At 71.8% G+C, this 20,180-nt stretch carries 36 protein-coding genes and 1 pseudogene; 29 read left to right on the top strand and 8 right to left on the bottom strand.

What is annotated here, in order from left to right; all coding sequences use genetic code 11:
• From O7620_RS32010 to O7620_RS31980, 7 genes are all read left to right on the top strand, one after another.
• On the top strand, nucleotides 1-1,022 hold a 1,022-nt coding region (locus O7620_RS32010), incomplete at its 5' end, for a hypothetical protein (RefSeq protein WP_347403809.1).
• Entirely contained in the window at nucleotides 1,019-3,154 is a 2,136-nt protein-coding gene (locus O7620_RS32005) for a hypothetical protein (RefSeq protein ID WP_278127289.1), read from the top strand. The genes O7620_RS32010 and O7620_RS32005, both read left to right, overlap by 4 nt.
• Nucleotides 3,155-3,167: 13 nt before the next feature.
• The gene (locus O7620_RS32000; RefSeq protein WP_278126773.1) at nucleotides 3,168-3,620 is read left to right on the top strand and encodes a hypothetical protein; all 453 of its coding nucleotides are present in this window, start codon (nucleotides 3,168-3,170) and stop codon (nucleotides 3,618-3,620) included.
• Between the two features lie 10 nt (nucleotides 3,621-3,630).
• Nucleotides 3,631-4,410 carry a hypothetical protein gene (locus O7620_RS31995; RefSeq protein ID WP_278126771.1) on the top strand — a complete coding sequence of 260 codons (780 nt, stop codon included), beginning with the start codon at nucleotides 3,631-3,633 and terminating at the stop codon, nucleotides 4,408-4,410.
• 6 nt (nucleotides 4,411-4,416) lie between these two features.
• Nucleotides 4,417-4,707, top strand: a complete 291-nt coding sequence (locus tag O7620_RS31990) for a hypothetical protein (protein ID WP_278126770.1) — start codon at nucleotides 4,417-4,419, stop codon at nucleotides 4,705-4,707.
• Nucleotides 4,704-4,934 carry a hypothetical protein gene (locus tag O7620_RS31985; RefSeq protein WP_278126769.1) on the top strand — a complete coding sequence of 77 codons (231 nt, stop codon included), beginning with the start codon at nucleotides 4,704-4,706 and terminating at the stop codon, nucleotides 4,932-4,934. Before O7620_RS31990 ends, O7620_RS31985 begins: the two co-directional genes overlap by 4 nt.
• 9 nt (nucleotides 4,935-4,943) lie before the next feature.
• Complete coding sequence (locus O7620_RS31980; RefSeq protein ID WP_278126768.1) at nucleotides 4,944-5,171, top strand: holin; 228 nt, start codon at nucleotides 4,944-4,946, stop codon at nucleotides 5,169-5,171.
• Nucleotides 5,172-5,263: 92 nt separating this feature from the next.
• On the opposite strand, the gene O7620_RS31975 is transcribed toward O7620_RS31980, so the two are convergent.
• The 5 genes from O7620_RS31975 to O7620_RS31955 all read right to left on the bottom strand — a co-directional run bounded on the left by O7620_RS31975 (nucleotide 5,264) and on the right by O7620_RS31955 (nucleotide 7,063).
• The gene (locus tag O7620_RS31975) at nucleotides 5,264-5,560 is read right to left on the bottom strand and encodes a hypothetical protein (protein WP_278126766.1); all 297 of its coding nucleotides are present in this window, start codon (nucleotides 5,558-5,560) and stop codon (nucleotides 5,264-5,266) included.
• A gap of 242 nt (nucleotides 5,561-5,802) precedes the next feature.
• Nucleotides 5,803-6,228: a hypothetical protein gene (locus O7620_RS31970; protein WP_278126764.1), complete on the bottom strand. Its 426-nt coding sequence runs from the start codon at nucleotides 6,226-6,228 to the stop codon at nucleotides 5,803-5,805.
• 81 nt (nucleotides 6,229-6,309) lie between these two features.
• Nucleotides 6,310-6,564 (bottom strand): hypothetical protein, encoded by a 255-nt coding sequence (locus O7620_RS31965; RefSeq protein ID WP_278126763.1) that lies wholly within the window; start codon nucleotides 6,562-6,564, stop codon nucleotides 6,310-6,312.
• Between the two features lie 17 nt (nucleotides 6,565-6,581).
• Nucleotides 6,582-6,902, bottom strand: a complete 321-nt coding sequence (locus tag O7620_RS31960; protein WP_278126761.1) for a hypothetical protein — start codon at nucleotides 6,900-6,902, stop codon at nucleotides 6,582-6,584.
• Nucleotides 6,899-7,063 carry a hypothetical protein gene (locus O7620_RS31955; protein ID WP_278126759.1) on the bottom strand — a complete coding sequence of 55 codons (165 nt, stop codon included), beginning with the start codon at nucleotides 7,061-7,063 and terminating at the stop codon, nucleotides 6,899-6,901. The genes O7620_RS31960 and O7620_RS31955 overlap by 4 nt, the downstream gene beginning before the upstream one ends.
• A 132-nt stretch (nucleotides 7,064-7,195) precedes the next feature.
• On the opposite strand from O7620_RS31955, the gene O7620_RS31950 reads away from it, so the two are divergent.
• Nucleotides 7,196-7,951 carry a GntR family transcriptional regulator gene (locus tag O7620_RS31950; RefSeq protein ID WP_278126758.1) on the top strand — a complete coding sequence of 252 codons (756 nt, stop codon included), beginning with the start codon at nucleotides 7,196-7,198 and terminating at the stop codon, nucleotides 7,949-7,951.
• Between the two features lie 10 nt (nucleotides 7,952-7,961).
• Here O7620_RS31950 and O7620_RS31945 read toward each other — a convergent pair whose 3' ends face one another.
• The gene (locus tag O7620_RS31945; protein ID WP_278126756.1) at nucleotides 7,962-8,213 is read right to left on the bottom strand and encodes a hypothetical protein; all 252 of its coding nucleotides are present in this window, start codon (nucleotides 8,211-8,213) and stop codon (nucleotides 7,962-7,964) included.
• A 116-nt stretch (nucleotides 8,214-8,329) separates the two neighbouring features.
• Between O7620_RS31945 and O7620_RS31940 the strand changes: the two genes are divergently transcribed.
• Together O7620_RS31940 and O7620_RS31935 are read left to right on the top strand one after the other, a co-directional pair.
• A complete protein-coding gene (locus tag O7620_RS31940; RefSeq protein WP_278126755.1) occupies nucleotides 8,330-8,569 on the top strand; it encodes a winged helix-turn-helix domain-containing protein in 240 nt (79 codons plus the stop codon).
• Nucleotides 8,570-8,830: 261 nt separating this feature from the next.
• On the top strand, nucleotides 8,831-9,160 hold the full coding sequence (locus O7620_RS31935; RefSeq protein WP_278126754.1) for a hypothetical protein: 330 nt from the start codon (nucleotides 8,831-8,833) through the stop codon (nucleotides 9,158-9,160).
• A 67-nt stretch (nucleotides 9,161-9,227) separates the two neighbouring features.
• Here the strand turns inward: O7620_RS31935 and O7620_RS31930 are convergent, their stop codons facing one another.
• Both O7620_RS31930 and O7620_RS31925 read right to left on the bottom strand, forming a co-directional pair.
• Nucleotides 9,228-10,076: a tyrosine-type recombinase/integrase gene (locus O7620_RS31930; protein ID WP_278126753.1), complete on the bottom strand. Its 849-nt coding sequence runs from the start codon at nucleotides 10,074-10,076 to the stop codon at nucleotides 9,228-9,230.
• A gap of 60 nt (nucleotides 10,077-10,136) precedes the next feature.
• Nucleotides 10,137-10,544, bottom strand: a complete 408-nt coding sequence (locus O7620_RS31925) for a helix-turn-helix domain-containing protein (protein ID WP_278127287.1) — start codon at nucleotides 10,542-10,544, stop codon at nucleotides 10,137-10,139.
• A gap of 123 nt (nucleotides 10,545-10,667) precedes the next feature.
• On the opposite strand from O7620_RS31925, the gene O7620_RS31920 reads away from it, so the two are divergent.
• The 19 genes and pseudogenes from O7620_RS31920 (at nucleotide 10,668) to O7620_RS31830 (ending at nucleotide 20,047) form a co-directional block, all read left to right on the top strand.
• Nucleotides 10,668-10,916 (top strand): helix-turn-helix domain-containing protein, encoded by a 249-nt coding sequence (locus tag O7620_RS31920; RefSeq protein ID WP_278121069.1) that lies wholly within the window; start codon nucleotides 10,668-10,670, stop codon nucleotides 10,914-10,916.
• Between the two features lie 113 nt (nucleotides 10,917-11,029).
• Nucleotides 11,030-11,245, top strand: coding sequence for a hypothetical protein (locus O7620_RS31915; protein WP_278121068.1), 216 nt, complete (start codon nucleotides 11,030-11,032; stop codon nucleotides 11,243-11,245).
• A 47-nt stretch (nucleotides 11,246-11,292) separates the two neighbouring features.
• Nucleotides 11,293-12,024 carry a hypothetical protein gene (locus O7620_RS31910; RefSeq protein ID WP_278121066.1) on the top strand — a complete coding sequence of 244 codons (732 nt, stop codon included), beginning with the start codon at nucleotides 11,293-11,295 and terminating at the stop codon, nucleotides 12,022-12,024.
• A complete protein-coding gene (locus tag O7620_RS31905) occupies nucleotides 12,021-12,308 on the top strand; it encodes a hypothetical protein (protein WP_278121064.1) in 288 nt (95 codons plus the stop codon). Before O7620_RS31910 ends, O7620_RS31905 begins: the two co-directional genes overlap by 4 nt.
• On the top strand, nucleotides 12,305-12,607 hold the full coding sequence (locus O7620_RS31900) for a hypothetical protein (protein ID WP_278121062.1): 303 nt from the start codon (nucleotides 12,305-12,307) through the stop codon (nucleotides 12,605-12,607). Before O7620_RS31905 ends, O7620_RS31900 begins: the two co-directional genes overlap by 4 nt.
• Nucleotides 12,608-12,687: 80 nt before the next feature.
• Nucleotides 12,688-13,260: pseudogene (locus tag O7620_RS31895) on the top strand (sigma-70 family RNA polymerase sigma factor); the annotation flags it as partial.
• Nucleotides 13,257-13,775, top strand: a complete 519-nt coding sequence (locus O7620_RS31890) for a hypothetical protein (protein ID WP_278121061.1) — start codon at nucleotides 13,257-13,259, stop codon at nucleotides 13,773-13,775. The pseudogene O7620_RS31895 and the gene O7620_RS31890, both read left to right, overlap by 4 nt.
• Nucleotides 13,768-13,980, top strand: coding sequence for a DUF6011 domain-containing protein (locus tag O7620_RS31885; RefSeq protein ID WP_278121060.1), 213 nt, complete (start codon nucleotides 13,768-13,770; stop codon nucleotides 13,978-13,980). The genes O7620_RS31890 and O7620_RS31885 overlap by 8 nt, the downstream gene beginning before the upstream one ends.
• Complete coding sequence (locus O7620_RS31880) at nucleotides 13,977-14,216, top strand: hypothetical protein (RefSeq protein WP_278121058.1); 240 nt, start codon at nucleotides 13,977-13,979, stop codon at nucleotides 14,214-14,216. The genes O7620_RS31885 and O7620_RS31880 overlap by 4 nt, the downstream gene beginning before the upstream one ends.
• A complete protein-coding gene (locus O7620_RS31875; protein ID WP_278121056.1) occupies nucleotides 14,213-14,638 on the top strand; it encodes a hypothetical protein in 426 nt (141 codons plus the stop codon). Before O7620_RS31880 ends, O7620_RS31875 begins: the two co-directional genes overlap by 4 nt.
• Nucleotides 14,635-15,930: a hypothetical protein gene (locus O7620_RS31870; protein ID WP_278121054.1), complete on the top strand. Its 1,296-nt coding sequence runs from the start codon at nucleotides 14,635-14,637 to the stop codon at nucleotides 15,928-15,930. Before O7620_RS31875 ends, O7620_RS31870 begins: the two co-directional genes overlap by 4 nt.
• The gene (locus tag O7620_RS31865) at nucleotides 15,923-16,822 is read left to right on the top strand and encodes a hypothetical protein (protein WP_278121052.1); all 900 of its coding nucleotides are present in this window, start codon (nucleotides 15,923-15,925) and stop codon (nucleotides 16,820-16,822) included. Before O7620_RS31870 ends, O7620_RS31865 begins: the two co-directional genes overlap by 8 nt.
• A complete protein-coding gene (locus O7620_RS31860) occupies nucleotides 16,819-17,001 on the top strand; it encodes a hypothetical protein (protein ID WP_030488180.1) in 183 nt (60 codons plus the stop codon). The genes O7620_RS31865 and O7620_RS31860 overlap by 4 nt, the downstream gene beginning before the upstream one ends.
• Nucleotides 17,002-17,036: 35 nt before the next feature.
• Nucleotides 17,037-17,342, top strand: a complete 306-nt coding sequence (locus O7620_RS31855; RefSeq protein ID WP_278121049.1) for a hypothetical protein — start codon at nucleotides 17,037-17,039, stop codon at nucleotides 17,340-17,342.
• Complete coding sequence (locus tag O7620_RS31850; protein WP_278121047.1) at nucleotides 17,342-17,698, top strand: hypothetical protein; 357 nt, start codon at nucleotides 17,342-17,344, stop codon at nucleotides 17,696-17,698. The genes O7620_RS31855 and O7620_RS31850 overlap by 1 nt, the downstream gene beginning before the upstream one ends.
• A complete protein-coding gene (locus O7620_RS31845) occupies nucleotides 17,691-17,987 on the top strand; it encodes a hypothetical protein (protein ID WP_278121044.1) in 297 nt (98 codons plus the stop codon). Before O7620_RS31850 ends, O7620_RS31845 begins: the two co-directional genes overlap by 8 nt.
• A gap of 119 nt (nucleotides 17,988-18,106) precedes the next feature.
• Nucleotides 18,107-19,336 (top strand): hypothetical protein, encoded by a 1,230-nt coding sequence (locus tag O7620_RS31840; RefSeq protein WP_278121042.1) that lies wholly within the window; start codon nucleotides 18,107-18,109, stop codon nucleotides 19,334-19,336.
• A 31-nt stretch (nucleotides 19,337-19,367) separates the two neighbouring features.
• Entirely contained in the window at nucleotides 19,368-19,682 is a 315-nt protein-coding gene (locus O7620_RS31835) for a hypothetical protein (RefSeq protein WP_278121039.1), read from the top strand.
• Nucleotides 19,673-20,047 carry a hypothetical protein gene (locus O7620_RS31830; RefSeq protein WP_278121037.1) on the top strand — a complete coding sequence of 125 codons (375 nt, stop codon included), beginning with the start codon at nucleotides 19,673-19,675 and terminating at the stop codon, nucleotides 20,045-20,047. Before O7620_RS31835 ends, O7620_RS31830 begins: the two co-directional genes overlap by 10 nt.
• Nucleotides 20,048-20,180 lie beyond the last annotated feature (133 nt).

Genomic DNA, 20,180 nt, shown 5'->3' with positions numbered 1-20,180 from the left:
CCGAGGCCCGGCAGGCCGCCCAGGATCTGTCCCAGGCGCAGCTGGACCTCAAGCAGGCCGGCATTGACAGCGAGCAGGCCCAGGTCGACCTGGCCCAGGCCACCGAGGACGGCGCGCAGGCCGGCCGGGACATGGCCCAGGCCAGCCGCGACGCGAAGGACGCGCAGCTCAACCTCAACGACGCGCAGCGCGCCGCCGACCCGTCGACCCTGTCCAGGTGGGGCACGGAGATCGAGCTGGTGTCCACGGCCGCCCTCGGGCTGGTCGGCACGGCGAACCTGCTGGCGATGGCGAACAACGCGGTGTCCCTGTCGTCGATCAGGGCGGCCGCGGCGGGCACCGCGGCGAAGGCCGCCGCGCTGGCCGGCGCCGCGGCCACCGGTGTTGCCACCGCCGCGCAGTGGGCGTGGAACGTAGCCATGTCGGCGAACCCGATCGGCCTGGTCGTCCTCGCCGTCGGCGCGCTGGTCGCGGCGATCGTCTGGGTGGCCACGCAGACGACCTGGTTCCAGGATCTGTGGCGCGCGATCTGGGGCAAGATCGGCGAGCCGGTCACCGCGGCGTGGAACTGGATCAAGCGCACCGGCGGGCAGGCTCTCGACTTCTACCTGTCGATGCCGGGCCGGATCGGGTCGGCGTTCACGAAGATCGGCGGCTACGTCAGCGCCCCGTTCCGGGCCGGCTTCAACGCCGTGGCGCGTGCGTGGAACAACACGGTCGGCAGGTTGCAATGGACGGTGCCCGGCTGGGTGCCCGGCATCGGCGGCAACAGCGTGGGCGCGCCGCACCTGCCCACGTTCCACTCCGGCGGACGGGTGCCCGGCACCCCGGGCACGCCGGTGCCGATCCTCGCCCTGGCCGGTGAGGAGATCGCGTCGCGCAGCGCCTCCGGCGGCGGCGAGGCGCGGATCGTCATCGACTCCGCCGGGGCGCAGCTCGACATTCTGCTGCTGGAGGTGCTGCGCCGGGCTATCTCGAACCGCGGCGGCAACGTCCAGGTCGTGCTGGGCGGCGCGAAGTGACCGCCCCGGCCGCCAACGCCCGCTTCCAGGTGAAGATCGAGCTGCACCTTGGGCCGGTCCTCGGCTGGGTGGACATCACCGCCGACCTACGCGGACCGGTGACCATCACCCGGGGCCGCACATCCGAGGGCAACCGGGCCGACCCGGGCCAGTGCGGGTTCCGGCTCGACAACCTGTCGGGGGACTACTCGCCGCGCAATCCGCTCGGCCAGTGGTACGGCTACCTGGGCCGCAACACGCCGGTGCGTGTGTCCGCCGGCCCGGTCAGCGGGGCGCTGGTAGGCCGCTTCTACGGCGAGATCGCGTCGTGGCCGCCCGGCTGGAACATCAACGGCAGAGTCCGGTACGTCGACGTCGACGCCGCCGGGATCCTGCGCCGTCTCGGGCAGGGCGAGCAACCGGAATGGTCGCCGATCCGCCGCACCGCCCAGGCGGGCACGCCGCTGCTGGCGTACTGGCCGCTGGAGGACGAAGCCGACGCCACGGAAGCCGCCTCCGCGGTCACCGGGGTGGCGCCGATGCGCCGCGCGGGCACCGTGGCGTTCGCCGCCGGCGACGTCAACGTGTCCACCGCCGGCACCATCCGCTGGGGCACGCTACCGCTGCCGTCCCTGACCGCCGCCGGTAGCCTCACCGGGCAGGTGCCAATCGGCGTGTCCACACCGGTGGCGTGGTCGGTGCACCTGTTCTGGCAGTCCGTCGGCGGCACCGACGACAACCTGGTGCTGGTCGGCTGGGGCGCCGCCCCGGGCGGCACCTACGTGCGATGGGAACTCGTTCAGGACCGCGGCGGCGTGGACGGCACCTACCTGGTGGGCTACTCGATCACCGGGACCGCGACGGTGGTGTGGAGCACCGCGACGACGTTCGCCGGCCCCGCCGACCTGGTGATCTCCGCCGTCCAGTCCGGCGGGAACATCAGCGTCACGGTCAAGTTCGGCACCCTGTCGTCGAGCGCGTCGGTGGCCGGCACGCTGACCCGGATCACCACGGTCGCACTGAATCCCAACCTGGCGACCTTCGCCGCCGCCGACGACTTCATCGTCGGGCACCTGCGGATCTGGGACACCGCCGCGGTCTCGCCGATGACGTACGGCGAGCTGCAGTCGTACCGCGGCGAGACGGCGACCGCCCGACTGGCCCGGGTGTGCGCAGAGGCGGGTATCCCCCTGACCGGCACCGCGACGCCGTCGGAGACCCTCCTGGGCCCACAGCCCGTCGCCACGCTGGAAGACCTGCTCGACGAGACAGTGCAAGCCGACGCGGGCATGCTCTTCGAGCAGCGCGGCACGCTCGGGCTGGCCTGCCGGACGCGGGCGAGCCTCTACAACCAGACACCCGTCGACGTGCCGTACACGCGGCTGATCCCGCCGTTCGCACCGGTCGACGACGCCAGCCGGGTCCGCAACGACGTGACGGCCAAGCGCACCGGCGGCAGCTCGGCACGGTCGGTGCAGACCACCGGCCCGCTGGCCGCCGTGCCACCACCGGCCGGGGTTGGCGTGTACCGAACCGAGGTCGAGCTGAACCTGTTCGCGGACGGACCCCTGCCAGATCACGCGGCGTGGATCCGGCACCTGGGCACCGTCGACCAACCGCACTACCCGTCGGTGTCGGTGCAACTCGCCGACGCGGACTGGCAGGCGGACCTGCCGGGGACCGCCGCGCTGCTCGCCGCGGACAGCGGCGACGTGCTGCGGGTGCCGACGCTGCCCTCGTGGGCGGCCGGTGACGCACGCCTGCTCGTGACCGGATACACCGAGACGGTCGACGAGTGGCTGTGGCAGATGACCTTCACGGGTGCGCCAGCGCAGCCGTGGGACGTCGCCGAGGCCGACGGCGAGCAACGCGCCCCGGCCGACGGGTCGACGCTCGGCACCGGTGGCCTGTCCTCGTCGGGCATGAGCTTCCTGCTGACCTCGACCGCCGCCAACGGCGTATGGACGACCGACCCGTCGAGCTTCCCGCTCGACGTCCGGGTGGGCGGGGAACGCCTCACGCTGTCCGGGATCTCCGGCACGACCAGCCCGCAGACCGCCGCCATCTCCGCCCGCGGTGTCAACGGGGCACAGCGAGCATGGCCCGCCGGCACTGAAGTGAACGTGTGGCAACCCGCAGTAGCGGCGCTGTAGGAGAGGACCCCCGATGTCTGTCCATACCGGCGACTATCTGACCCCCGCCCGGCTGAACACCCGCAGCGTGCGAGCCCGCCGCTCGACCACCCTGTCGTTGACGTCCGGCACCATCACGGGCGTCACCTTCGACACCGAGGACTGGGACAACGCGGCCATGTTCGCACCCTCGTCGACCGTGATCACCCTGCCCGTCGCCGGCCTGTGGGCCTTCGCGGCGTTCGGCGCGTTCACCTCCAACGCCACCGGCCTACGGCGGCTACTCATCGACGTCAACGCCACCTCCACCTACCCGTACATCGACTCCCGGCCAGCGGTGTCCGGCGACAACACACACGTCACCCTCACCGACACGCACGTCGCCGCCGCCGGCGACACCCTCCAACTATTCGCACACCAAACCAGCGGCAGCACCTTCAACCTGCTCGCCAACTGCCGCCTCGCAGCCTGGCTGATCGAGTCCTGAGGGAGGCATCGTGACCCGTGCAGCGAACATGCAGGCGCTGACCGACGACGTCAAACGCCAGTGGCCCGGCGTCGTCGTGTACGGCATCGGCGACGCGGCACACAAGGCCAGCGCGTCCGGGCACAACGAGGACGACACCCCCGGCAGCCGGCCCGAGCTGGAGGACGCCGACAACCGGCCGGAGCACCGCGCCATCGACATCATGCTCGGCCCGAAGTTCACCAAGGCCGACGCCGACGCCCTGGTGGCCCGGCTGGTCGCCGACCCGAAGGCCCGAGCCCGGCTCTACTACGTCATCTGGAACGGCTACATCTGGTCTCGGTCCAACGGGTGGCGCAAGACGAAGTACACCGGTGCCGACCAGCACACCGGCCACGTCCACGCCTCGGGGTGGGCGGCCGACGATGAGAACGCCGGCCCGTGGCCCGCCGTGGCCGCAAGGACATCTTCAACCAGCAGCACGGAGGACGACATGACTGCGAAGGCCAGCAGCATCATTGAGGCGTGGGGTGTCGGCGACCCGTCCGTGGAGCCGGTGAAGTGGCGCATCCGCGACGAGGCGTGGCAGAAGCGCACCGACGCCACCCTCGCCGCTGTGCTCGCCGCGGCGAAGGGCCTCGACACCAAGGCGATTCTCGACCGCATCGACCAGGTGGCCGCCGTCGAGTCGGAGCGTGACGCCGCCCTGGTCGAGCTGGTCCGCCGCGCTGGCACGGGCGAGCTGACCGCCGAACAGGTCGTCGACGAGCTGGCCGCGCGCCTGGTCGCCGGCGACGATCCGGCGTCGTGACCGTGCGTGAAGATCGAACGCGTCATCAGGATCGCACTGGATCTCGGGTGCATCCTGGTGGGACTCGGGGGGATCGTCCATCAGACCGTGCTCGTGCCGCCGGGGCAGGCGTCCGAGGCGCTGCTGGTCACGTTCGTGTCGGTGCTCGGGATCCCGGCCGGGGTGGGCCTGTTGTCGCTGCGCAGCAGTGGCGGTACTACGACAGCGTCCGGTCCATCGCCGTCTCCGGCGCCGGACTCGCCGCCGCCACCGTCATCATCTCCATCGCCAACGCCGTCCGGGGCGGCTGAACCATGACGTTCCGCGGCTGGCAGACCCTGATCGTCGCCCTGGTCGCCGCGCTCGGCGCCGGGCTCGCGTCGATCGCGTACACGAACGCGTCCGCGCGCGAGTCGGAACGCAAGTGGTGCGGCGTCGTCACGACCTTGGACGACGCGTACGAGGTGACCCCGCCGCAGACGCCGGCGGGCCGGAAGATCGCCGAAGACATCGCCCGCCTGCGGGCCGACTTCGGCTGCCCATGAGGAGGCTCAATGTTCACCCGCACGTTCTGGAAGGCCACCGTCGAGCGCGCCGGTAAGTCCGCCGCGCAGGCCCTGCTGGGCCTGTGGGCCCTCGACGGGTTCAACGTGTTGCACGCTGACTTCCCGCTCGCCGGCGGCGTCGCGGCCGGCGCCGCGCTGCTGTCGGTGCTCACGTCGATCGTGTCGGCCGGCGCGGGCGAGCCCGACTCGCCGAGCCTCGTCGGAGGCGAGCAGTAGCATCGGATCCGCCTGGTACGAACGACAGCGCCCCGACCGCCTCAGAGGCGGGGTCGGGGCGCTGTCGTTGGCCTCTGCCTTGTGGGTGCCGCTCATCGGCTCCGCTGGCACAGAGCCGCGTACGCCTCGGCGAGCGCGGCGTCCACGGTGCCCGGCGCCCATGCCTGCCCGCATCCCAGGACCGCTCGGGCTTGTGCATCTTCCCGGCTGAGCTTGGGTGCCCCGGCGGGGGCGATCTTCAGATAGGCATCGTATGGGTCGGCGGCGGCCGTCGAGGTGGTGACGGGCTGGTCCGCCGGTCCGGTCTGGTCGAGGTAGAGGACGGTGCCGGCGATCCCAGCACCGAGGACGACCACGGCGGCACCGATCATGATGGGAGTTCGGGTCATCGCCGCACCGTACGCAGTGGAGTCAACTCGGGCTGTCAGGTACGCGACCGGACTCGCGTGTCGGCTAGGAACGGCAGCGCCCCCGCTCACTTCGGTGAGCGGGGGCGTTTTCGCGGTGCGTGTTGGATGCCATACTGCCTGTATGACTGCTGGTGGCTGGCGACTGAATCCCCCGGAGCACGTTCTGGCGCTCGGTTGGCGTCAGCGGGTCCGCCGAGCCTGGGCGTGGTTGACGCGCCGGGTCACCGCGAGGTCGTGAGTTTGCACTGCACCTGACCTGCGCCGCGCTCCCGGGCGCGTTTCTCGCCGTCGGCGATCTCGCAGCGGAACATGTCGGTGCGGTGGCCGGTCGCGGTAATGGTGATCTCGATCTTCAGCCCCGACGTGTAGTCCAGTGTCTGCTTGTACTCACCGCCCGCGATCTTGTCGCGGGTGTGGTCGCCTCGCGCCTCGCCGGCCTTCGCAGCCCGTACGTACACGTCGTAGGGGCCGGTGGCCTCGGTGATGCGGATGGTAACGGTGCGCTGAGCTTTCGGGTCGACGGCGCGGTCGCCGGCAGGCCGATCGCTCTTCACGCCGCCTTCGCCCTCGCAGGCGAGCGCCGCGGCGATCGCGAGGACGAACGCCAGGGCCTTGACGGTGCGGCGTGTTCGGTGAGGATGGTGCATGGGTCAGACCTCCCGTGTCTGATCAAGGCCCTGGGGCGGCGGTTGCGTCGCCGTTCCCGGGGCCGTCCAATCTGGGGCGGATCAGGTGCGCGTACGCGGCCGGGCCCGCCGCGCCGGCGCCGTGACAGTGGCGCGGGGCGCGGCGACCTCACGGAGCCCGGCGTGCTGGACGTACAGCTCGCGTTTCTCCAGGGCATCGCCGGTGGGTCCGAGGACGTACCCGGTGAGCCAGATCCAGCCCGGGTAGGTGGGCCGGTCGTCGACGCTGATCACCCGGACCCGCAGTGCGCGACTGTCGGCGAACTGCACGCTGCACGCTTCGCCGACATGGACCACGGTGCCGGGTGTGGGGATTATCGGATCCAGCCGACGATCCGGTCGTACAGCTCGTCCAGGTCGTCGCCGGGCCGCTCCGCCGCGGCGATGTGGTACAGGGCGCCGACGTGCATCGACAGTCCGATCCGGTCACGGCGGTACGCCTCCAAGAGACGCACCTGAGCCGGCGCGCACGGCCAGGGCGTGCCGGGCTCGTCGCAGGTCTGGCACTCCCACTCCGGCCGGCGGGGCACGTGCTCGTCGGCCAGGCGGGCCTCCAGCGCGTCCAGCTCGCGGATGGCCTGCTGGTAGCGGGCCTCGGAGGCGGCGCGGACGCTGGACGGCGTTTCGGCCATCATGCCGACGGCCCGTCGTAGAGATGCGCGGCCCGCCGCCGCGCCGCCAGGTCGCGTAGCCGCTGCTGCGCGGCCTGCCGGTCGGCGGCTTCCCAGGTCCGGCCGGCGGAGGGCTCGCAGCGGGGCCACCGGCGGGTGAATCGGTTGATCAGGTTGCGCCACATCGACGTCCCCTCAACGGTGGTTTGCGTACGCAAACCTCTACCCTGAGTGTGCGCACGATCCGGGGTGTCCGTCAAGCTTCTGCGTACGCATACTGGTGACTGATCGACCGCTCGGGACGGGAGGCAGACCTGATGCCCATGGGCTACCGCGAGATCGCCGCCGCGCTGCGCAGCGCGATCGAGGCCGGCACCCACCAGCCAGGCGACCGGCTGCCGACGGAGCAGGCTCTCGCCGCGGAGTACGACGTGTCCCGCGAGACGGTGCGCCGGGCGCTCGCCGCGCTCAAGACCGCCGGCCTCGTAACCACGGCGACCAGCCAGGGCACGATCGTCGCGCGGCCGCCGGTGCGGGTGACCCTCACTCACTACGCCGGCGCGGTCGACCCGAGCCGCCCGGGCCGGGAGCTGGGCCCGTGGGAAACCGCCTGCGCGGAGCAGGGCGTGCCGTCGCGGGTGGAAGTGACGGGTGTCGGCCGGGAGCCGGCGCCGGCGGACGTGGCGCGGCGCCTGGAGCTGCCGCCCGACGCCGAGGTGGTGCACCGCCGGCGGCTGATGCACGCCGGTGACGACCTGGCGCAGTTGCAGGATTCCTGGATCCCGGTGGACGTCGCCGCCGGCACCGCGCTGGAGCACAGCGCCAAGGTCGTAGGCGGTCTCTACGCCGCGCTGACCGCCGCGGGCATAGAGCTGGCCACTGCGACGGAAGAGGTCGCCGGTCGTGGCCCGACCACGGACGAGCAGGAGCAGCTGGATCTGCCGGACGCGGGCATGGTGCTGGAGACCTGGCGGACAACCCGGGATCGCGCCGGCCGTCCAGTGGAGCTCCTGCGGTCCGTTGCCGACGCACGCCGGGTCGCTCGCGTCTACGACCGGATGCCGCTCGGCTGAGGCGCCAGGGTCAGTGCGTCGGGGGCGGGCTCCCATACAGCCGGTCCATCTCCTCGAGGAGCCGCTGCCGCTCGTACTCACGCCGCTCCAACTCGGTGGCCGGCCGCCACGTCCGTGCCGGCGACGTCGGCGGCGGCTGCAGCTGCGGCGCTGCGGCGCCGATCGCCATGAGGAGCAGTCCGGCCAGGATGGTCGCCAGCGCGAGCTGCACGGCGACGATCTGGCGGAACCCCGCACTCGACTCCCCCGCACTCTCGATCATCAGTCAGCAACTCTCTGCACCCTAGAAAGGCTAGATATCTAGGGCAAGCAGGCCGTTGATGCGGCGATTCGCACATGGTGTGATCCCTGGGCCCAACCCACGGAGATCACGATCCGATGCCCGCCCGCCGGCTGACGTACGAGCAGATTGCTGACGACCTCGCAGCTCGCATCGCCGCCGGTGAGTACCCGCCACACACCTCACTGCCGAGCATGCGCGAGCTGGCCCTGCTCTACTCGGTGTCCGTCCCCACGATCCAGAAGGCGCACATCGTGCTACGTCAGCGCCGCCTGACGTACGGAGTGCCGGGTGCGGGGGTGTTTGTGGAGGATCGCGACTCGTGGCGCGTCCAGTGATATCGGGCAGCGGCCCGCCCGCGCGCGTGACTACAGGCATCAATCTCACGATTACGCACGGTAATCGGAATTAATTCGGTGATACGTCGGCCCCGTCACGGTCGGTCGCTCATATCACAACGATGATCCACATCTCCGCTGACCGATTGGCCCTGGGCCGGTTGGGCCGTCGAGACTCCACCGGTCGGCCCTCCCGTCTCGTCCACGGGACGTTGTCTGATGGTCCTCCCCCGATGATCACCATCACCAAGGGAGCCCCGTATGCCCGACCATGCTGTTGTGTTCGTGCCCGCATCCCTCGCCACCCCAGAGGCTTTCTCCGCTGCCGCCACGCCCTGCATCGAGCGTGTGGAGGCCTGCGGGTACGTCTTCGGCGGCGTTGTCCGTACGTGGGACGATGCGCTGCGGATGATGCGCTCCGGCCGGGCTGATGTTGTGGTGGTCGCCAGTCGCGCGCTGTTGCCTCATGACCGGCGTCCGCGCGTGGAGGCGGCGACTGACCCGGTGCGGGCCGCCGAGTCGGCGAGTCGCCACGTGGTGCCGCCGGAGGTGATGCGCCAGCAGCTGCGCCGGCCGCGCCGGATCCGCTAGCCCGACACAGCAGCGCCCGGGATCATCCATGCAGGGGAGGATGAACCCGGGCGCCGGCGTTATCCGCTCAGATCGGCAGCGGGAGCGCGGTCACCGCGGCCCGCTTGGCCCCGCCGGCGACCGCCACGTAGACCTGCGTCGTCGTCGGGCTGGCGTGGCCGAGCAGCTCCTGCACCACCCGGATGTCGCCACCGGCCGCCTGGTGGACGTACGTGCCGTACCAGTGGCGCAACCGGTGCATGGTGACACCACGGTGGCGCAGTCGGGACTGCAGGTAGAAGTTCGCCCGCTCTCGGACCTGCCGGCGATCCGCCCGGGCTGACCCGTCTGGAGTCCGGGCGATCGGTCCTCGAGGTAGGTCGACGACGGAGGCCCACACCGCGGGGTGGGTGGGCACGATCCGCTCCCGGCCGCCCTTGCCGTAGATCCAGGTGTCCGTCTCGGTGATGTCCTCGCGGTCCACGCGCGAGATCTCGATGCACCGCATGCCTTGGCCCGAGGCCATCAGGTACCACGTGCGGTACGGCTCTCGCGCCCGGAGGAGGATGTCGCCGAGCTGCTGGTGAGTGACGGGCCGGGGTGCGCGGGCCCGAACGTTGGCGGCGGGCAGGTGCTGGGCCGGGTTGTAGTCCAGCCACGGATCGGAGTCCCGGGTCGCCCAGCTGTAAAAGGCGACAGCGGCGGCCCGGTAGAGCGCCGTGGTGGCCGGCTTTCGGTCGCCGGCGTAGATCTGCTCGCGCAGCTCGTCGGTGCACGCGTAGGCCAGGCCCTCGGGCAGGGTGCGGTCCAGCCGGCAGAGCAGGTCGCTGTACGTCTCGATCGTGGTGGTCGCGCGGCTGAGATCGCGCAGATGCCGGACGAACGCGTCAAGCATCTCGTGCGAGTGCGGCGCGCGAGCGGCTGTGATCATGATCATGTGGTGGTCCCCCCGGACGACGACAGGGTGTCGATGGTGTGCCGGTGCGGCGGGGTGCGGCTATCGGCCGGCGGGCCGGTGGATCGGCGAGGGCCGGCGCCTGGTCGGCGGCACGGGGGATACCGGGCGGATGCTGTTGCGGCTGGGTCGGCTCTTCGGCCGGGAGGGTTCGGTGCGCGTCGGGGACGTGGCCCGGACGGGTGAGTCAGCCGAACGATTGTTAGGACGCACCTTAGCTGAGGGCAGCAGGTCGACGACGGTGACGCCGAGCACGTTTGCGATGCGCGCGAGGTCGTCGACGTCGAAGGCGGTATCCCCCGACATGCGCCTCGCCAGGTACGACTGCGTCATTCCGAGCGTGCGCGCGAGCTTGCTGGCGGAGATGCGTTGCCGGGCCAGCAGCACGCGAATCTCTTCGGCGACGAGCTCGCGCATCGGGGTCGCGGTCCCCGCAGCGTTGTCACTCATGGCGTGATTCTGACGCGCTGAGCGAGTAACAGCAAGCCTAGGCGCCATGATCCTTCATCCACGTGCGTGAATAACTCGCTCAGCGACTTGACGCTAAGTCGCTGAGCGAGTAGAAATACCGCCATGCGAACAAGTGCGTCGCCTAGCGATGGAACCGCCACCGACGTTGGCCGTCGGGTCCTCGAAGAGATGGACCGGCAGTGCATCCGGCAGACCACCGTGGCGGTGCGCCTCGGGATCTCCCAGCAGGCCGTCTCCCGCCGGATCCGCGGCGTCGTCCCGTTCAACGTGTCCGAGCTCGAAGAGATCGGGCGTCTGCTGGGCGTACCGGCCGCCCAGTTCCTGTCCCCGTCGCTCAGCCCGGTCGCATGAGCCCGCGCCCGTCTCCGTGGACGCCGGCTCCGGCACCAGGCCCTCGCCCCAGTGCGCCGGTCAGCCCGCGTCCACAGCCCCGGCCGCAGCCGCAGCCGAGGCCGGGTCGCGCCGTGGCGCTGGCCGCGCAGGCGATCGCGCTGATCGCGGCCGGTCTGGTCCTGGTCGTCGCCACGGTCACCGCGCCGGCTCCGCCGTCGGCGGAGCCGCTGCGGATGTGGCTGCGTCCGGCGACCGCCGAAGAGCGGCGCGAGTACGAGCGGCAGCGGCTGCACGAGGAGATGGACCGGATCCAGCAAGAAGGGGTCACGGCGCTCCACACGCCGTGACCCCAGATCTCTACCCGCAACCAACCCAGTCAGGAAGGACGGTCGAGATGACCAACGTACCGACTCCAGCGCAGGACGCGCTCGCCGCGGTAACGCCGGTGCGTCTGCCGGAGCTGCCGCACTGCGCCAACCGGTCGACGACCCGCTACGAGATCCGCCGGCCGGTCGCCCCCGACCTCGACGCCAGGGTGCTCGGCGACCTGGTCGGCACGGTCAACCTGTGCGCCGAGCACTCCGGCCCGGCGGCGAGCATCATCACCGCGGCCGGCTTCACGCCCTTCGGTCTGACCCAGGACGTCCGCAACCGCCCGTGCGGCTCCGGCGTGGACTTCACCGACGCTGAGCCGGTGTCGCTTGCCGACCGCCGCCGCGCTCAGGTCCGCGCCGAGGCCAAGCCGGTCGCCCAGGTATCGGCGGCGCACGTGCCGGTCGCGGCGGCGCCCGCCAACCAGCCGGCGCGGATCCGGATCGCTCGGGCGAACATGCTCCGCGAGATCTCCCGGCTCTGCTTCGCGGTAGACGACCCGGCCCTGCCCGCACCCCGCATCGTCCGCTTCACCGCCGACGAGGCGATCAACGTGGAGCTGGACACCCCGACCGACGCGGCGGAGTGGGCCGTCGTGCTCGGCGTGGCCGCCGACGCGAAGACCGAGGAAACGGTCGACCTGGCCGGCGACCGGTGGCTGATCTACACCGTGCACGCGACCTGGCGCGGCTTCCCCATCACCGTCGCCGCCTGCATCCGCCCGGCCCAGCAGCGGGAAGCGGCCTCGGCATGACCGTCAAGCTGACGGTCCAGCAGGCGCTGGAGCGGATGGAAGAGCGTCGGCGCTGCGTGTCGCCCGAGGGCCGGGCCATGCTCGCCGCCGCCGTGCAGATCGATCACGACTGGGCGCTGCCGTGCAGCAGCGAGGACCTGCTCATCGCTGCGGTCGCGGAGATGTCCGTCAAGGATCTGGAGGCCGCGAACCTGCTCGTGCAGTCCCTCCAGTCGGCGATCACGGTCGCTCTGATCAAGCACGACGCGGCTCGCGACACCGAGACCCGGGACGGTGGCGCGTGATCGCCGGGATCGCCCAGGGCATCCGGGACGCCGCTCCGGAGGTCGGCGGGCTGCTCGTCACCGTGCTGCTGGTCGCGCTGGTCGCGTGGCTGTGCCGCAGGCACGACGTGCGGGTGGCGCAGCGGCGACGGGAAGAGCGCGCCGCTCGCCGGCGTGCCCTGCGTACGTCGGCCGTGCTCCCGCCGGTGTCCGGGGCGTGGGGCGTACTGCCGCCGCCGGCGGATCCGTGGCCGGACACCGACGAGGGCGACCTGGTCCTGTTGACCGTGCTCGACGTGTCCCCGGCGGGTGTCCGGTGACCGCCGCGGTGACCGTGCTGGCGCGGGTGCCGGGGCAGGCCGGCCCGCCGGCGATCGAGCAGACCGACGACGACGGCCGCGAGCGGTGGCAGCTGATCGACGCGGCGAAGACCGGCGACCGAGAGGCCTTCGCCGAGCTGTACCGGCTGTACCACCCGATGGTCTGCAAGGTGATCCGCAGGCGTGTCGGCGATCACCACCTGACCGAGGACCTGGCAGCAGACACGTTCGTGCGCGCTCTGCGCAGCATCGACCGCGTGACCTGGCTGGGCCGTGACCCGGGCGCCTGGTTCGTGACGATCGCCCGGAACCTGTCCGTCGACCACTTCAAGTCGGGCCGGTACCGCCTGGAGCGCCCGACCGACGTCGCCGAGTACGGCGCGGATCGCGTCGACCGCACGCCGGAGGGCCGCCCCGACCAGCTGGTCGTCGACCACATCACGAACCTGACGCTGCTCACCGCAGTGCAGCAGCTCAACCCGGAGCAGCGCAAGTGCATCGTCCTGCGCTTTCTGCAGGGCCTGTCCGTCGCCGAGGTGGCGGCCGAGATGGGCAAGAACGAGGGCGCGGTCAAGGCGCTCCAGTACCGGGCCACCCGGGCGCTCGCCCGACTGCTCCCCACCGGCTTCGAGACCCCGGAGGTCCCCCGATGAAGCTCGACATCTACGCCGTGACCAGTCTGGTGATCGGCGCGCTCATCGCCGGCGGGATCCTCGGTGCCCTGGTCACCGGACTCGGTGCCCGTGCCCGGCAGCTCGACGACGGTGAACGCGCCGGCGCCGCGTACCGGGAGCTGCGCGACGTCGCGCTGCACTGCGCGAACCCCGCCGACGTCCCCAAGCTGATGCGGCAGGCGGCGGACATCTGGGACCAGTGGCGGCCCGACGGGCTGCACCTGGCCGCCTTCTACCGCAACCAGGCCGACGTCCAGGTGACGCCGGTGTACGTGCACCGCATCGTCGACGCATACGGCACCGGTGACCCGGTCGACCTGTCCGGCTGCTGGGTGCCCCCAGACGTCCGTGGCCGCCTCCGGGCGATCCTGATCGGCGCGGCCGAGGCGACCGCCGCGCTCCCCCACCAGCTGGTCCGGCACCCGATCACCGCGGTGCACCCGACCGACGTGATCGACCGCTGGCCGGTCCGGACCGGGCTCAGCGATGGATAAGAACTGCGACCTGTGCGGGCGGAAGCTGCGTACGCCGGAGAGCCGAGCTCGTGGTCGCGGCCCGGTGTGCGACGCGAACACCAGACCGGAACCCGCCGTCCTGCCCGGCCTCGGCCGGGCGGGCGGCGGGCCCGCCCAGACCGGACCGGATCTGCTCGCCGACGTCGACCAGGTGGTCGACGAGACCGAGGGCGGCGACCGGTGACGGCACCGCGCTACTGCGACACGTGGGATCCGGACCCGGGGATCGGCCCGGACCACCGAGGCCGCCGCGTCTGCCGCTCCTGCCAGCGCGTGGGCGCCGCCGGCGACGCCGGCCACACCGCACCCCCGCCCCAAACCGTGCCCGCACCGAAGCCGCAACCGGCGTGGCGCATCGAGGCCGCCGCAGCGCTCGACGCCGCGGTGCTCGGCGAACACGATCGAGAGGAGTACCGGTGAGTGGTCGTGGACTGAACGACGCCGAACTGCGCGTTGCCGCCGCCCGTCGGCCCGGGTACGCCACGTACCCGCAGTACCGGCCGGGCCAGGCCGAACGCCTCGGCCGTCTGCCCGCTGCGGTTCGGCCTGCTGTTCCGGTCGTCGCGGACCGTGCCGAGCCGGCGAACGTCCGGCATCCGCTGGACGGACGTCGCCCGCTGCCGACGTCGTCGCAGACCACCGTGACACTGCTGCTGGAGTCCCTGCCGCCGGCCCGCATCTACGACTTCGTTCCCCGGTTGATCGAAGCCAGACCGTGGTGGCAACCCCGCTGGCATTGGGGCGTCCTCGCCGCCGACGGCCGCAAGCAGCTCGGCTACGCCTGGACCCAGGGCGGCGCCCGCCGCCGCACCGCCCGGGCGGCCCGGAGGGCAGCGCGGTGACCCTCGAAGAGCTGACCGAACGGTCCACGGAAGAGGTCGCCCGGGCCCGCGCCGAGCGGATCCGCCAAGGCCTTCGCGACTACCTAGAAACGGTGGCCGAGTTCGCCCTGGCGTGGGAGCGCCAGGACTGGCAGGTCCTCGGCTACGCGGACTGGCAGGCGTACCTGGACGGTGAGTTCGGCGAGCTGCGCCTACGGGTGCCGAAGGTCCACCGCGACGAGGCGGTGGAGACCCTGCGAAGGGTCGGCATGTCGACCAGGGCGATCGGCAGCACGCTGGGCATCAGCAAGGACACCGCCGCCCGGGCCATCACGACTGTCGCAACTGAGACAGACGACCTCCCGGACACCGTCCGGTCTCTCGACGGCCGCGAGCGCCCCGCCAACCGCCCTCCTACCGCCCCGGCTCGTCCGGCCAAGGGCAAGGACACGTCGGTGTGGGTCGCCGCAGCCCGCAAGGGCATTCCGGTTCACAAGCTGCGTTCCGCCGACTTCACCGTGTGCGGCCGGTCGACCCGCAACGGCTTGACCATGCTGCTCAGCCAGGCCGAGAAGCGTTACGAGGTCGTCCGCTGCCAAGACTGCGACCCACTGATCGTCACCCGTTTCGCGGCGGGTGAACCGGTCCCGACCGGGCCGGCCGGCGAGGCCCACGACCCCCGGGCCTCACGGGAAGCCGGGGCGGAGCGTCGCGACTCCGCCCCGGCAGGCACCCCCACCACCGAAACGGCCACCGGGCACCTCACGTCCCGCCCGGCGGATGGAGCGGACGTCGGACCCGAGGCCCTGAGACCCGGTACGCCGGTGGTGCCCGACGTCGACCACGCCGCTCCAGCTCCCGCCCCGCCGGCCGCCACTTCCTCGGCGGCCGGCGGGGCGGGGGTAACCCCCACTCCCAGCGACCGGCCGAAGCTGGCGTTGACGCAGATCGGCCTGGTCCGCGCTGCGCTCGCTCACCTCAGCGCCTGCGGTGGCAACCGCACCGACGCGCGGAGCTATGAGGTGCCGTACGCGCCGACCGCGCCGTGCCTGACCAGCCCGCAGCCCGTGGACGCCGCCGACGTCACCTGGTGGAGCGACGGGCAGATGCACGTCCGCTTCCTCAGGGCCGGCGGCTACTGCGAGGCAGCCACCGAGCTGTACGCCGCCGACGTCAACCAGGCGATCGACATGCTGTGCGCGCTGCGTCTGTTGCCGGCCCGCCTGTCCAGCCAGTACGCCGCCGGCGTCCAGGCCGGCATGCGCGCCGGCAACGCCATCGACGGCGAGTGGACGGAGACGACCGATGCGTGATCCTCTGCCGAGTGAGCTGCCCGCCTACGAGGGATGGCGGCAGGTGCCGGCCGGCCTGTTCAGCAAGACGCAGCTGACAGGTCTCGACTTCCCCCGCACACCGGGTGGACCGGTCCGCGCGTACGTGCACACCCGCGACTGGAACGACCGCAAGACCAGCGTGAAGCTGTACCGGCTGTCGGAGTCGGTGCCGTCGCCAGCGAGCGCAGCGCAGCTGGAAGCGGCCCGCAACCGCAGCGCCCCGGGCGCCCGCGAGTGTCAGGCGTGCGGCGCGTACCCGGACCGGCCGCCGGCCTCGGCTGGCCTCTGCGTGGCGTGCGCGCAGATCACCCGGTTGCAGAAGGCAGTGGAGTCGGCCCGCCGCTCCCGCGCCGAGGTCGGCGAGTGGGCGCGGACCGTCCTGGACCCGCTGTTCGAGCCTGCGGTGGTGCTGCGCATCGAGCAGGTGCTGCGACCGCCGGCGCTGTCCGGCCGTCAGAACCTCACCCCGGTGGCGCTGCGCGTCGACGCCGTGGACGCCACGGGCCGCCGGCTGCTCGACGCGACCATCCGGCTGGCCGGCGCGCGGGTCAAGGCGGTCCCCGCCGACGCGGTCGCGCCGGACGACGTCGCCGAGCAGGTGCGGGCGGTGCTCGGCTGGCCGGTGCTCGTCACCTGGCACGAGCGCGGCGTCTTCCTGCTCCGCGACATGTACGGCATCAAGGCGCCCGGCGGCTGGTACGGCGGCAACCCGAATGCCCTCGCCGTCCGGGCCGCGCATTGGCGCGGCGACCTCGACCCGGACACCCTGCACCCCCGCGCGGCGATCGACCCGGGCACCGCGGACCGGATGCTGCTGCTCCTGCGTCGCATGGCCGCCACCGAACCGCCCGACTCGTCGGCGGCGCCGTGACGAAGGACAAGCTGATGGAGCTGCTCCTCGTCGAGCGGTACGCGCACCTGCCTCCCCCGCCCGTCGCCCCGGATCCGGTGGTGCGGGCGCCCGCCGAGCTGCCCGCCCCGCCCCCACCTGTCCGCCGCCGGCACCTGCGGGTCGTCGGCGGCGACGCGACCACCACGGCGGCGGCGTGACCGCCCGCCCGCACAACACACGATCGGAGCAACTGATGGAGATCGCCCTGGACCTGGAGCAGGTGCAGCTGCTCACCGCCGTGGCGCAGGGCCGCGTGCACACAGACCCGCAGTTCAACTCGCCGGACTTCGAGAAGCTCGCGGAGTACCCGTTCGGCCAGCGCCGCGCCACCGCGCGACTTCGGCCGCTGAAGGCCGCACGACTGGTGGAGCTGGTCGACGACGACGCCGCCGGCGGGAAGCCCGCCCGCCCGTACAAGCTCACGGACCTCGGCGAGCAGGTGCTCACCGTGGCCCTGGAGCAGGAGCGCATCGCGAACGGACAGGCAGAGGCCCGCTGATGGCCACGAAGATCAAGCAGTCGCTGCCGCCGTACGAGGTCAACGGCCTGTCCGAGATCCGCCAGCAGCTGCTGGAGTACCCGGAGGGCCAGCACGTCGCGATCGTGGTGCTCGACTGCGTGAGCATCAAACACGACGTGGTGGAGGGTGACCTGGTCCCCACCCCCACGATCCGGATCCTGCGCATCGAGCCGGAGACCGACCCGGACGAAGCCGCCCGGCTGCTCGCCCATGCGAAGCGGCTGACTGACAAGCGGATCCCGCCGCCGACGCGGCCGGACCCGCTGCCGGGTATGGACCTGCGCGACGGTGCCGGCGTGCACCTGACCTCGGTCGGCGGTGGCCAGCGTGGCTGACCAGTCGAACGGCATCCGCATTCCGATCCCGACTGAGGATGATTTGCTTTCCTACGGTCGCCCACCCTGTGACCACACCACCGAGCAGCACCGCGCCGTCGCCGCAACTCTGGTCATTCGGCCCGGGGACACCTTGATTGTGGCCTTAACCGGTGACCTGACGATGGCCGAAGCCGACGAGATCAGGGGGGCGCTCTCCGCCAAGCTGCCGGGCCTGGAAAACGTAGTGCTCATCACCAACGCCACGGCGCTCGCGGCGTACCGACCAGAGGATCCACCGATCCCGTAGGCACGGACGTCCCTGCCTGTTCTGCTGCTCCGACCCTCCGGCGCGGCCATCCCCGTCGGGTGGCCGCGCCGCTGCACAACGGGAGATCCATTGACCAAGATCGCTAGACCGGGTGTCCCGTGGCTTGGCTGAAGTCGTCCGACAGCAGCAACCAACATCCGGCGGTGCTAGCCCCGTTGGCGTGGGAGAAAGGGCCGGATGACGACCTGGACGGCTGGGACCTCCGGCTACCAGCCGTCGCCGGCATCGCTTGGCTCTGCGCGACGTACTCCGCCGACCAGACCACCGACTACGTGGTGCCCGCAGCGACAGTCGCGCTCTACGGCGGCCCGCAGTGGCGCCGCCTCGCCGAGTGGGCGACCCGCGCCGGCATCTGGACCCCGCTCGCGGACGGTAGCTACCTGCTCGCCGACGACTCCGAACACCTGTTCCACATCCGCCTCAAGGCCGAACTGGAGTGGGAACGCAATCGCAAGAACGACAACGGCAACCCCGCCCTCACCATCCCGGTACGGCTGCGCGACGGCGATGCGTGCCGCTACTGCGGCCGAGTCGTCAACTGGGACGCCCGCAAGGGCGGTCTGGCCGGCACGTACGACCACCGCAACCCGGGCCGCAGCGCGGCCGGCCCGGACGACCTGGTGGTCGCCTGCAACCAGTGCAACGGCCGCCGCGGCAAGGACTCCCACCCGGAGCGGTGGCAGCTGCTCCCCACGCCCGCGAAGCCGTACTACGGGCAGATCACCGTGACGCACCTCGCGAAGCACGGCTACGACGTGCCGCTCTCCAGCGGCAAGCGGCCCACCGGCCTGCCCGGTGGACCCCGCATCGACGAAGCGCGACCCGACGACCAGCCGGACCCCGCGCTCCAGCAGCACCCGCGTCGACCCGGCACCCGGCCGGACCACGACGACCAGGGCGACCCGGCACCCGGCCGGACCACGCCCACCCGCCGCGAGCGCGCAGCCAGCCGCCCGCAACCCAGCGCGACCCCCACCGAGGGGCACCGCGCTCGCACCGTCAGCGCGACCCCACCACCGGGACACCGCGCTCACACCACCACCAGCGCGACCCCTGCCAAGGGACACCGCGCTTCGCGCGACCGGGCCGCTGGCCCGACACCGCGCAACCCGACCCAAGATCAACAGGTGCGGGGGAAGCCCATCGGCCGATCATCGGCCGATCCGGCAGAACCCAAGCCTCCAGGATCTGGAAAGCCCGGGTCGGGTCGGGACGGGTCGGGCGCTCCACCCCGCCCAGCCCAGACGAACCGCAAGCGAGGACGAAGAGCACCACGCTCCCGCCCCGCTCCCCCACGCACGCCGCCCGAGAACCCTTCGCAGCCATGATCGGTTGTACGGAGACAGCGGGGAGGTGGGCATGAGCGAGGGCTGGCAGGGCGGCAGCACCAGGAGGTGGCGCCGCACCCGCGCCTACGTGCTCACCCGGGATCTCGAACGGTGCCGGGCCCACGCCGACGGGTGGTGTGCACAGGTGGAGGGCGAACACCTGTGCACGGGCGTGGCCGCGCTGACTGGACCAGACGCTGGCCACGCCCACCACACCCTCGGCAAAGCGGTCACGGGCGACGACCCGCGGCACATCGTGGCGGCGTGCGCCCCGTGCAACCTCCACATCGGGGACCCAGCCAAGAGCAGCGACCCACCGAACAAGGCGGTCACCAGATGGATCTGACCATGGTCTACGTGTCCTGGGACGACGGCGGCGGGGCGGTACTCCGGTGCCACCAGCACGACGCCTGGGAGCTGCCTCTCGTCGGCGACAACGACACCGTGCCGAGAGTCGTCGAGCAGGCCGAGCAGCACGTCACCGAGGACCACCGCCCCACCATCGACGACCAGCTGATCGAGGTCACAGCGCCCAAGCCTGAGCTGTACGTGATCAACATGAGCACAGGCGAGGTGACCGGCGGACCAGAGCCGGGCATCGTCCAGCACTGGGACCGCGAGACGTTCGAGCTGGTCGTGCACGAGTACGCACCCGACTCATGCGAACGATGCAAGGAACTGCGGGACCTCGGCTTCGAGGACGCGCCATGATGAGTGGCGACTGTGACCGCGCGTCGGTCCTCGCATTCAGAATGGCGCGGCCTATCATTGCGCTCACGACCGCGAGCGCAGTCGAGTCGACGCGTGACCTGCGGTTTTCCCCATCGGGGGGCCCGGTGGACAG

This window comes from Micromonospora sp. WMMD710 (assembly GCF_029626045.1).
Taxonomy (GTDB): domain Bacteria; phylum Actinomycetota; class Actinomycetes; order Mycobacteriales; family Micromonosporaceae; genus Micromonospora.
This window is presented reverse-complemented; position numbering and strand designations above follow the sequence as displayed.